The organism is Burkholderia sp. BCC1644, assembly GCF_902833225.1.
GTDB lineage: Bacteria > Pseudomonadota > Gammaproteobacteria > Burkholderiales > Burkholderiaceae > Burkholderia.
Genome location: NZ_CADFEI010000024.1, coordinates 82241 through 92608, shown reverse-complemented (window position 1 = coordinate 92608; position 10368 = coordinate 82241). Strand labels below are relative to the sequence as shown.

The window sequence follows — 10368 nt, the reverse complement described above, 5'->3', positions numbered from 1 at the left end:
CACGGTATTTCTATGACGCGTTCGGCCGCCGGATCGCTAAGGAGGTGAATGGCGATCGGACGGTGTTCGGATGGGATGGTGACGCGCTGGCGTATGAGAGCGATGGCGAGCGTGGCACGCACTATCTATACGAGCCGGGAACGTTCGTGCCGCTGGCGCAGTATGTGGCGGAACCGGTTGAGGGAATCTCGACGCCGGAGTGGAAGAGTACCGACCGCTATGTGCCGGAGGATGATCCGCTGCAGAAGGCGCCAGAGCGGCGGGGTGGCGCGGTGCTGTTCTATTACCACTGCGACCAGATCGGGACGCCGCAGTTGCTGACGGATACCGATGGCGACGTCGTGTGGGAGGCATCGTACAAGGCGTGGGGGGAAGCGCAGGAGGTCATTGCGCGAGCGTCGAAGGCGACGGGCGTCGTACCGAAGAACCCGTTGCGATTCCAGGGGCAGCAGGTTGATGAGGAAACGGGGCTCGCCTATAACCGACACAGATACTACGATCCGAGTTCAGGTCGTTTCGTGTCAAAGGACCCGATCGGTCTCGCGGGCGGCGACAACGTCTATCAATATGCGCCGAACCCGGTGCAGTGGATTGACCCGCTAGGGCTCACGAAATGCCCTTGCGCCGACGATTGCGAGAAGATTCTCGCCGACGAAGGTGTCGTGACCGGAAGGCACGGTGACCTGAGAAAGATCGGCGGGCAACAAGACTCCCATCACATTTACCAAGATGCCGCCGTGAATGGTCTGCCAAACTACGACTACAACAATGCGCCGGCAATTAGTCTACAGGGTCGAAATGCCGACGGTACGACTCGTGGAACACCGCACTACCGCGCGAATCGGACGCAGGACAATGCGTCTCTTGCTGGCACCTTAGGAAGCGAAACCGTAGTAGCCTTCAATTCGCTGAAGGCAGCAGGACTCAGTTCCAAGGCGGCCAAATGTACCGTCCTACGCGCACGTGGCTATTTCTCCAGCATCGGCGCAAACGCCGGGTCTGGGACGACAACTCCATCGAAACGAATGAGGCTGAGATGAACCCATCATTGAATGATCGAGCGTATAAGGCGATCTCTGAATTCCTTGACGCAATCAACTCGATGGACAAAAGGGCGCTAGAGTCGAAGTTTGGAGTAACCGAACCGATTCTCGACGAGATATGCGAGTCCCTCGACGATTACTTCGGGGGGAAGCCCAGTATTGGGCTGGCGCCGATCGAACTGGCGTTTTCCGGCAAGAGAGGATCCAGGCCATACATTGACCTCTTCGAAATGGACGGAGGTCAATCATGGGGCGCCGAATGTGTGCTTTGGGTGAATGGGAGCGCCGAGGAGCCTATTTTGCATGTTGAATTGAGTGGAGCGAACGACGAGCTAAATTTAAAATACAAATACATCGGCTCGTAGGGAAATAGGAACGTATTCCTGCTTGGTGGTTTTGACGGTTCAATAAATGGTGCAATGGACTGACGCCACTTAACCCGCACGGTTCAAGGGGCAGCAGCATGATCCAGAAACGAGGCTGTCCTATAACCGTCATCGGTACTACGATCAAAGCAGTGGCCGGTTCATTAGTAAAGATCGGTCAGCCTCGCGGGCGTCGACGTCTATCAATACACGCTCGACCCCGTTGACTGGATTGGCTCGATCGGCCGGGCATGCACGCTGACTGCGTGCCTATCGCGCTAACGATGCAGATCAACACGGCAACCTTAGCCCCCAAGCGAATCGGGCGCCGGGCGACACGAATACGGTTGCGGACGGGTTGGTGCGGTCGCATGATCCGATTCAGCAGGAATGGGCGACGCAGCAAGTTTTCCTAAATGGGACCTATAGTTCACGGGCTGCGCCGGCTGTTTTGCCGCCGAGCACCTCGGAGTCCGTCCATACCCAAATCTTTGGTATGCAGCGGGTATTTCGAAATCAATGAGGCTGGCTGCAGGAAATTTCTTTGTGGAGCGAAATTGAAAAATCGACCAAGGCATAAATTGATGGTGTCTTTTACGCAAATCGCACTCGTGCCTTTGCTTCTTCTCACCCTTGCGACTGCATCGCATGCAGACGACTTTCGCCCAAGAGCTGCCGCAGCTCCGGATCTTGCCCACCCGAAGCTCTTCAAAGCCAACGGTCTGAGCTTCCAACTCCCGGCGGACTGGAAGATCACGGCAAACGACCCGCTTCGGGATATCGACGGCCGGGGTGTCAGTATCGAAGCCGACAAATCCGCATTCCAAGTGCTGAATCTGGACGTCGTGGTGCAAGTGCTGCGAACCAAAGCAGCACCTTCTTTCGACGGCACCGCGCAGTATCTTTATGAAAGTCAGGTAGACGATCAGCCAGCCCAATACACCAAACCCGACTTTGCGCCGTTCATGCTGAATGGTAAATATCCCGCGCTGGCTTCCAGCTACACGCACAAGATCTTCAACGACGACGAACTTTACGCGCATCGCCTCGATCTCGTCACAAGCAAGGTCTGCGGCAAAGGTTGGACTTGCGTCGTATTCTCGTCGGGATTGGCAGCGAACGAGAGTGCCGCGAAGCAGGGCATGGCCAAGATCTATGAAACGATTCGCTACCAACCCTGATTGTCGGTATCGGTGACGATCACGACATCATCTCTCGATGTCGCATGTCAGGAGCATCCGATCCTGATCGCAGATTGTGGCGAGATCTGCCGAAAGGCAGACCCGCTGCATCGGATGCTTCTCGGGAGGGGGCTGATTGACATCAACCGTTGCGCTAACCACGCACACTGAAAATCGGCATAATCACGGCTCTCTGACGCGAACGCTACGGCTCATGCGCTCTCGTGCAAATGCCATGTCACCGTTCCCACACGTCGACTCCAGTCCAGTCACCACCGCAATACCCATGTCGATCTCCACCACGACCGAAGCGTCGCTGAAACACATTCTCGAACACCCTGGCGATTTCTCCGGATGGCTTTGCCTGCCGCCGGTGCCGTGGACGCTCGATACCGAGGGCGAGTTCTCCGAAGACACGCAGGATGCAGGTGCCGATGAAACCTCTGCCCCAGTCATCGCAACCCACCCTGGCTGGCGCGTGACGCTGAACAGCGCGACGATCGAAGACATCGTGATCAACGCACACGACCAGATCGACGAACCGATGCTCGCGCAGTTGCTCGATGCATTCGTGTACTACGTCGACAACGGCGAATTCATTCTTTTCTGAGGACGCACAACGCGCGTCCGTGAAACAAAAAAGGACCGCCGCGCGGTCCTTTCTTCACCAATCCTTGCCTTCGCGAGGCCTCTTCCTCAAGGCAACGAAATCGTCAAATTAGCCGACTCCGGCCCGACCTTGATGACTTGCGAATAAGGCGCGAGCGCCTGCAGCGTCTTGTCCTTCAGATACGTGTTGAGCCCGAGAAACCCGAGCAGCGCAACCAGCGCGAACACGGCTCCAATTGCCCAGACCGGCACCTCACGCTTCAACCGATGTGCAATCTGGTCCGGCAGCGGCCAATTCGGCGCGAACGGCGCGCGCTTGCCCTTCATGTGCGCGATCTCGTCACCCAGCCGCGCGGTCAGATAAGCCAGCTTCTCCGGCCCCTCGAGCAGATACTTGCCCTGAAACCCGAGCAGCAGGCACATATGAAACACCTCGAGCGACTGCAGCCGCGCCGCACCCTGCGCGCGGCACTCCTCGAGATACTGATAGAACTTCTCGCCCGCGAGCTGCTCGCCGAACAGCACGAGCTGCAGCGGCCGGCGTTCCCAGTCCGCACGGATCTTGAACTGCGACGACAGCACCATTTCGTCGATCGCCGCGCAGAACGCGAATTTCGCGCCGTACACATCTTCGGCGGCGATATTCAGCTTCTTCGCGCCGCGCTCGAAATCCGACAGGAACTCCTGGATCCGCGTGCTGAACTCGCCGGCGCTGTCCGGTTCCCGCCCGTTCTTGAGCAGGAACAGCATGAAGAAGCCGTCGTACAGCAAATCGAGCAACGAACGCGCCTGGAACGCGGAGTCCGTCGACGCCGGGGTATGCATGGGTGCCGGCGCGTTGTCGCCGAACAGGGAAGGCGCGTAGCTCATGATGTGACCGCGATCAGTTCGAATTTCAGGTCATTGATGCCAGTCGGCGCGTAGATCATCGCGGACTGGGCCTGCAGCATGCGCTCGTACAGCGGGCTGCGCGAATCGAGCGCGAAGTAGCACGCGCCGGGCCGCACCGGAATCGCGGGCGGCACCTGCGGCGTGTACGACAGCCGCACGCCGGGCATCGCCGACAGCACGAGCTTGTCGACGTCGTCGGGCGCGCCGACCTTGAAGCGGGCCGGCACGGCATCGACGAGCTCGACGCTCGGCATGTCAGCGGACACGGCCAGGTAGAACTCGGTCTTGTCGTCGATCTTGCCGGAATCGAGGCGGCCGAGGTGGAACGACGGCCGCACCTCGTCGAGCGTGATCGCGAAGTAGCGCGTCGAGATCACGGTGTCGAGCAGCTCGCGCAGCATCAGGTCGAGACGCGCAAAACTCGGTCCCGGATCGTCGTGGCGGTACACGGGCAGGTCGGCGAGCGTATAGCCCTTCGAGAACGTCATCAACTGGCCCGCAAGGCGCAGCAATTCCTGGAACAGCCGCTCCGGATGCAGCGCTGCGTGCTGGTGCAGGTGCGCGAGCGTCGCGAACGCGGCGTTCGCGGTATGCAGCAGCCAGAACGACGCGATGTCGCCCGAGCGGAACTCGATGATGTTCTTCGACGGCTCGCGATGGAAACCGTACAGCGCGTTCACCTTCGCCTGCAGCGCGTCGACGAGCTGGCGCAGCCGCTGGTGCAGGATCGGCGACGCCTCGATCGCGAGGCACGGCGGCACGAAGCTGTCGTCGATCTCGAAGCCCGACGTCGCGGTGCGGCGCACGCGGACGAGCGGCACCGACAGCAGCTGGTCGCGCGGTTCGCTGTGCGCGATCAGCTTGACCTGCGTCTTCAGGAACGTGATGTCGGCTTCGGCGGCGTCGGTGAAGTTGTCGGCGACGCTCGTCTGGTCGCTGACGAAACGCGTCATGAAACCGGCGGCCGGATCGTCGCTGTAATTGGTGCCGTTCTCGCGCAGCGGGTGCAGCGCGAGATAGAACACGAATTCGTTGATGCCGTCGGGCAGCGTGTCCAGCGCGATCGGCGGCGGCAGGTCGTCGGCCTGCGGCGCGGCATACAGCGCGCCGTCCGGGAACACGAGCGCGAGTTCCGCCACGCGCAGCACGTTGCTGCCGAGCGCGTCGCGGTCGATGCGCACCGAGCGCACGCCCCAGTTGTAAGGCTGGATCGCCTGGATGGACTCGAACAGGCGCGCCTCGTGGTACGCGTCCTGCCGCTGAAAGTGTTGAGGCCGGAGGAACAGCCCTTCCCCCCACAGCACCTTGGCCGAATAACTCATGTCAAATCCGGTTAATGTGGCGTTGCGATGTAATCGATTTGTTCGTGCCCGAATTAAATCGCCAATTGTTAACTCTTGTTAATTGACATTCGTGCGACATCTTTAACCGCAGGACACCGAGGAAAGCATATTCAGCGGTTGTGAAGGCGCACCCTGCTGCGGTGCAATGACAGTGCCATCGGTGACCGTCATCGCGCAATTATGCAGGCCGATGATTATGCCGGATTTCTCCGACTTCACCGGATCGAACGTCAGTTTCCATCGCTGGAGTGCGGGATCGCGGAACAGCGCGACGATACCGAACGCCTGCGCCTCGCGCGAAACCTTCTCGGTCGCCGTATAGCGCTGGCCCGGAATCAGCGTGATTTCACGTACGTTCAACAGGTCGGCGCCGAGTGCGGCCTTTTCCTTGGTCGGATCGGTAAAGGCGTCGAACGGCGCCTGCTGGAACGACGTCGGGTCCTTCAGCGCGTAAAGCCGGACGACGAGCGCGAGCGGCTTGTTGTCGGTCGCGGCATTCAGGTTCGGCGCGGCGGCCAGCGTGAGCCCGATATTGCGCGGCGGCTTCTGCGCGTCCGGCAACTCGGGTTTGCCGATGCCGGCCGCGGACATCACGGCGCTCGCGGCCGAGCCGAGCAGCGGAGCGGCCGCGCATCCGGCCAGAAGGGCGCACGCAACCAGCGGCAGCGCGTAGCGAATCATGGACGATCTCATCGTTTTTCCGGCGTGCCGCCTTTATCCCTGTCAAAACTGCCGGGTATTTCCGCGTTCGCTGCGAATCCCCGGCATTGCACTGTTCAACTATTAAGCGCGCCTGCGTCTCGGCAGGCGTCCGGAAATTTTTTCCGCCATCCGGGCGGCGCGTCGTGCAACCAGTAAAACTTGCGCATTCCGGCCGAAAGAAAAACCGCTGCGAGCCCGCAGCGATAGGCCATTCGAGGGGGTAGCGCCCGGTTTTAAAAGGAATTACTCTTCACACGACGATTGAATTATGAAAAATTGATCGGTACTATACCCGCGCGCTTCTTGCAAAGCAAAAGAACCAGATTCTCAACGATTTAAAACTCACGCGCCGGTGGATATAACGATGAAAGACCGTCTCTTCGCAAAACTGTCTGGGGTAGTAGTGGCTTGCGGCGTGATCGCCGGTTGCGCGAGCCAGCCTCCCGCGCCGCCGACTGCCGAAGTGTTCAACAAGTCGCTGGCCGATGCAGACGCCGTTGCGAAGGCAGGGGACCAGGACAAGGCGCTCGGCCTGTACCAGCAGCTCGCGAAGTCGGATCCGACGCGCGAGGAGCCGTGGTCGCGCATCGCGCAGATCCAGTTCGCGCAGAACCATTATGGCCAGGCGATCGTCGCCGCCCAGGAAGCGCTGCAGCGCGACGCGACCGACCGTCAGGCGAAGAGCGTGCTGGCCGTCGCCGGCCTGCGGATCGCGACGCAGTCGCTCGGCGAACTGCGCCAGGATTCGTCGCTCGCGGGCGACGCGAAGTCCGATGCGCAGGCGCTGGCGAAGCAACTGCGCGACACGCTGGGCGAATCGGCGCTGTTCCCGCCGGAAACGAAGGCCGTGAAGACGCGCCCGCCGCGCCGCGTCGTCCATCGTCCGAAGGGTGTCGCCGCACCGGCCGCCGAAGCGGCAGCGGCCACCACGCCGACGCCGCCCGCCACGCCGCAAAAGGGCAGTGCCGATCCGTTCGGCGCACTGCGCAACTAACTGAGCGCAACTGACGCGATAACCACAACTAACCTGGGAGCCGTCGAGATGGCCAAGAAAGAAAGCATTCAGAAAAGCTTGCAGAAAATACGGCCGCCGCGCGTCCAGCTGACCTACGAGGTCGAGAAGGGCGATGCGATCGAGGTGAAGGAACTGCCGTTCGTCGTCGGGGTCGTCGGCGATCTGGCGGGCCAGTCCGAAATCGAACAGCCGAAGCTGCGCGACCGCAAGTTCGTCAACATCGACCGCGACAATTTCGACGACGTGATGAAGGCGATCGAGCCGCGCGCCGCGTTCCAGGTGGAAAACCGCCTGAGCGAGGGCGGCGGCAAGTTCGCGGTCGACCTGAAGTTCCGCTCGCTGTCGGATTTCAGCCCGGACGAAGTCGTCGAACAGGTCGAGCCGCTGCGCCGCCTGCTCGAGGCGCGCTCGAAGCTCGCCGACCTGCGCAACAAGCTTGCCGGCAACGACAAGCTCGAGGATCTGCTGTCCGAGGTGCTGAAGAACACGCAGCAGCTGCAGGAGCTCGCGAAGGGCACCGGCGGCGACAAAGACGGCGAATGACGACGGAGTGTTGAGATGAACCAGCAAACGGCTGCGGCCCAAGCGAGCGGCGCGGAATACGCCGCCGGGACTTCGCTGCTCGACGACATCGTCGAGAAGAGCAAGGTCGCGAAATCCGATTCCGAGCACGCACGCGCGAAGGACCTGATCGGCGAACTCGTGCACCAGGTGCTCGACGGCACGGTGATCGTGTCGGACAACCTGTCGGCCACGATCGACGCGCGCGTCGCGGAGCTCGACCGCCTGATCTCCACGCAGCTTTCCGCCGTGATGCACGCGCCGGAATTCCAGCGCCTCGAGAGCACGTGGCGCGGGATGGACTACCTGGTCAAGGAAAGCAACACGGGCCAGACGATCAAGATCAAGGCGCTGCACGCACCGAAGCGCGACCTCGTGCGCGACTTCAAGGGCGCGAGCGAGTTCGACCAGAGCGCGCTGTTCAAGAAGGTCTACGAAGAAGAATTCGGCACGTTCGGCGGCTCGCCGTTCGGCGCGCTGGTCGGCGATTACGAAATCTCGCGCCAGCCGGAAGACCTGTACTTCATCGAGCAGATGTCGCGCGTCGCGGCGGCCGCCCATGCGCCGTTCATCGCGTCGGCGTCGCCGGAACTGCTGGGCCTCGAGTCGTTCTCGGACCTCGGCAAGCCGCGCGATCTCGCGAAGGTGTTCGACACGGTCGAATATGCGAAGTGGAAGTCGTTCCGCGATTCGGAAGATTCGCGCTACGTCGGCCTGACGCTGCCGCGCTTCCTCGGCCGCCTGCCGTTCAATCCGAAGGACGGCCAGACCGCTGAACGCTTCAACTTCGTCGAGGACGTCGACGGCACCGAGCACGACAAGTACCTGTGGTGCAACGCGTCGTGGGCCTTCGCAGCCCGCCTGACGGCCGCGTTCGACGATTTCGGCTGGTGCGCGGCGATCCGCGGCGTCGAAGGCGGCGGCCTCGTCGAGGATCTGCCGACCCACACGTTCAAGACCGACGACGGCGAAGTCGCGCTGAAGTGCCCGACCGAGATCGCGATCACCGATCGCCGCGAGAAGGAGCTGAGCGACCTCGGCTTCATCCCGCTCGTCCATTGCAAGAATTCCGATTACGCCGCGTTCTTCGCCGCGCAGTCGGTGCAGAAAGCGAAGAAATACAGCACCGACAGCGCCAACGCGAACGCCGTTCTGTCCGCGCAGCTTCAGTACATCTTCTCGGTATCGCGCGTTGCGCACTACCTGAAGGCGATGATGCGCGACAAGATCGGCAGCTTCGCTTCGGCGCAGAACGTGGAAACATTCCTCAACCGGTGGATTTCGCAGTACGTCCTGCTCGACGACAACGCGTCGCAGGAGCAGAAGGCGCAATTCCCGCTGCGCGAGGCTTCCATACAAGTGTCGGAGATTCCGGGGAAGCCGGGCTCGTATCGTTCGGTCGCGTTCCTGCGCCCGCACTTTCAGCTCGACGAACTCTCGATTTCTCTGCGACTTGTCGCTGATCTGCCCAAATCGGCAAATTCATAAGCGAGCAAAATCGCCCGGGCGGGCCGCCTGGGTAGGACGTTAAAACCACCTCTTTGGGGAGTAGAAGGGCCATGTTACACATTCACTTGCAATTTGGTAGCCCGGCAGTCAAAGGCGAGTCGGCTGACAAGGACCATCAGGGCTGGCTTGAACTGAAGTCGTGGGATCACTCGATCCTGCAGCCGCGTTCGGCAACGGCGTCGTCGGCCGGCGGCCTGACGCAAACGCGTTGCGAACACGGCGACATGGTGTTCTCGAAGGAAATCGACTCCGCGAGCCCGCTGCTGTACCAGCACGCGTCGGGCGGTACGACGTTCGACGAAGTGACGATCCATTTCTCGCGCGCTGACGGTGAAGGCAAGCGCGTGCAGTATCTGGAAGTCAAGCTGAAGTACGTGATCATCTCGAGCATCGCGCCGAGCGTCCGCGAGGAAGGCCTGCCGATCGAGACGTTCTCGCTGAAGTACGCAGCCGTGCAGTGGAAGCAGACCCAGCAGAAGATCGGCGGCAACCAGGGCGGCAACACGCAAGGCGCCTGGAGCCTGACGAAGAACGACAAGACCTACGCGGTCTAAGGTCGGTTGCGGCAACGGGGCGCACGGCGTCCCGTTGCCGTTTTCGCTGTGCATGCCGGCTGATGAAACGATTCGAACCCAGTTTTCTCGACAAGCTGTTCGACGACGAACCGCACCTGCCGGCCTCGGCAGCGATGCGGCAATTGTCGCTGGACGAGCTCAAGAACACGGTCGCCCGCGACGTCGAGGCGATCCTCAACACACGTATCGCGCACACCGAGAGCGAGCTGGCGGCGTTGCCCGAATGCCAGAAGTCGGTGCTGACCTACGGGCTGAACGATTTCGCGGGGCTGAGCCTCGCGAGCCACTACGACCGCGCGTTCATCTGCAAGTCGATCCAGCAGGCCATCGCGCGCCACGAGCCGCGCCTGCAGCAGGTGCAGGTGACGTTCGAGCTGAACGAGCAGGCCACCAACGCGCTCTACTTCGCGATCCAGGCGCTGCTCGTCGTGCATCCGGCCGAGGAGCCGGTGAGTTTCGACGCGATGCTGCAGCCGTCGACGCTGCAGTATTCGGTCACGCGCGCACGCGCCGCGAGAATGCAATAAATCAAGCCGCCGAGCGGGCCGGACCGCCCGGTGATGGTTCAGGGTCC

12 protein-coding genes are annotated in these 10368 nt (G+C 61.4%); 9 read left to right on the top strand and 3 right to left on the bottom strand.

Annotated features, from left to right (window positions below; genetic code table 11):
• The 4 genes from HWX87_RS38150 to HWX87_RS33695 all read left to right on the top strand — a co-directional run.
• Positions 1–1040, top strand: a 1040-nt coding sequence (locus tag HWX87_RS38150; protein WP_244137804.1) for an RHS repeat-associated core domain-containing protein, incomplete at its 5' end; no start/stop codon positions are given.
• Positions 1037–1408, top strand: a complete 372-nt coding sequence (locus tag HWX87_RS33715) for a hypothetical protein (RefSeq protein WP_176051207.1) — start codon at positions 1037–1039, stop codon at positions 1406–1408. The genes HWX87_RS38150 and HWX87_RS33715, both read left to right, overlap by 4 nt.
• 584 nt (positions 1409–1992) lie before the next feature.
• Entirely contained in the window at positions 1993–2589 is a 597-nt protein-coding gene (locus tag HWX87_RS33700) for a hypothetical protein (RefSeq protein ID WP_176051205.1), read from the top strand.
• Between the two features lie 286 nt (positions 2590–2875).
• A complete protein-coding gene (locus HWX87_RS33695; RefSeq protein ID WP_176051204.1) occupies positions 2876–3199 on the top strand; it encodes a hypothetical protein in 324 nt (107 codons plus the stop codon).
• An 86-nt stretch (positions 3200–3285) separates the two neighbouring features.
• Here the strand turns inward: HWX87_RS33695 and icmH are convergent, their stop codons facing one another.
• The 3 genes from icmH to tssJ form a co-directional block, all read right to left on the bottom strand.
• Complete coding sequence (gene icmH / locus HWX87_RS33690; protein WP_176051203.1) at positions 3286–4068, bottom strand: type IVB secretion system protein IcmH/DotU; 783 nt, start codon at positions 4066–4068, stop codon at positions 3286–3288.
• On the bottom strand, positions 4065–5411 hold the full coding sequence (tssK, locus tag HWX87_RS33685) for a type VI secretion system baseplate subunit TssK (RefSeq protein WP_176051202.1): 1347 nt from the start codon (positions 5409–5411) through the stop codon (positions 4065–4067). The genes icmH and tssK overlap by 4 nt, the downstream gene beginning before the upstream one ends.
• A gap of 102 nt (positions 5412–5513) precedes the next feature.
• Complete coding sequence (gene tssJ, locus HWX87_RS33680) at positions 5514–6125, bottom strand: type VI secretion system lipoprotein TssJ (RefSeq protein WP_176051201.1); 612 nt, start codon at positions 6123–6125, stop codon at positions 5514–5516.
• A 373-nt stretch (positions 6126–6498) separates the two neighbouring features.
• Between tssJ and HWX87_RS33675 the strand changes: the two genes are divergently transcribed.
• From HWX87_RS33675 to tssE, 5 genes are all read left to right on the top strand, one after another.
• The gene (locus tag HWX87_RS33675) at positions 6499–7128 is read left to right on the top strand and encodes a tetratricopeptide repeat protein (RefSeq protein ID WP_176051200.1); all 630 of its coding nucleotides are present in this window, start codon (positions 6499–6501) and stop codon (positions 7126–7128) included.
• Between the two features lie 48 nt (positions 7129–7176).
• A complete protein-coding gene (gene tssB / locus HWX87_RS33670; RefSeq protein WP_027788514.1) occupies positions 7177–7692 on the top strand; it encodes a type VI secretion system contractile sheath small subunit in 516 nt (171 codons plus the stop codon).
• Positions 7693–7707: 15 nt separating this feature from the next.
• Positions 7708–9198, top strand: coding sequence for a type VI secretion system contractile sheath large subunit (tssC, locus tag HWX87_RS33665; protein ID WP_176051199.1), 1491 nt, complete (start codon positions 7708–7710; stop codon positions 9196–9198).
• 71 nt (positions 9199–9269) lie between these two features.
• Positions 9270–9773: a type VI secretion system tube protein Hcp gene (locus tag HWX87_RS33660; RefSeq protein WP_048251029.1), complete on the top strand. Its 504-nt coding sequence runs from the start codon at positions 9270–9272 to the stop codon at positions 9771–9773.
• A gap of 62 nt (positions 9774–9835) precedes the next feature.
• Complete coding sequence (gene tssE / locus HWX87_RS33655; protein WP_034187524.1) at positions 9836–10321, top strand: type VI secretion system baseplate subunit TssE; 486 nt, start codon at positions 9836–9838, stop codon at positions 10319–10321.
• Positions 10322–10368: the final 47 nt, after the last annotated feature.

Excerpts from the sequence above, each read along its gene's own strand:
- HWX87_RS33715 (WP_176051207.1), top strand. The coding sequence starts at position 1,037 with ATGAACCCATCATTGAATGATCGAGCGTATAAGGCGATCTCTGAATTC.
- HWX87_RS33700 (WP_176051205.1), top strand. The coding sequence starts at position 1,993 with ATGGTGTCTTTTACGCAAATCGCACTCGTGCCTTTGCTTCTTCTCACC.
- HWX87_RS33695 (WP_176051204.1), top strand. The coding sequence starts at position 2,876 with ATGTCGATCTCCACCACGACCGAAGCGTCGCTGAAACACATTCTCGAA.
- icmH (WP_176051203.1), bottom strand. The coding sequence starts at position 4,068 with ATGAGCTACGCGCCTTCCCTGTTCGGCGACAACGCGCCGGCACCCATG.
- tssK (WP_176051202.1), bottom strand. The coding sequence starts at position 5,411 with ATGAGTTATTCGGCCAAGGTGCTGTGGGGGGAAGGGCTGTTCCTCCGG.
- tssJ (WP_176051201.1), bottom strand. The coding sequence starts at position 6,125 with ATGAGATCGTCCATGATTCGCTACGCGCTGCCGCTGGTTGCGTGCGCC.
- HWX87_RS33675 (WP_176051200.1), top strand. The coding sequence starts at position 6,499 with ATGAAAGACCGTCTCTTCGCAAAACTGTCTGGGGTAGTAGTGGCTTGC.
- tssB (WP_027788514.1), top strand. The coding sequence starts at position 7,177 with ATGGCCAAGAAAGAAAGCATTCAGAAAAGCTTGCAGAAAATACGGCCG.
- tssC (WP_176051199.1), top strand. The coding sequence starts at position 7,708 with ATGAACCAGCAAACGGCTGCGGCCCAAGCGAGCGGCGCGGAATACGCC.
- HWX87_RS33660 (WP_048251029.1), top strand. The coding sequence starts at position 9,270 with ATGTTACACATTCACTTGCAATTTGGTAGCCCGGCAGTCAAAGGCGAG.
- tssE (WP_034187524.1), top strand. The coding sequence starts at position 9,836 with ATGAAACGATTCGAACCCAGTTTTCTCGACAAGCTGTTCGACGACGAA.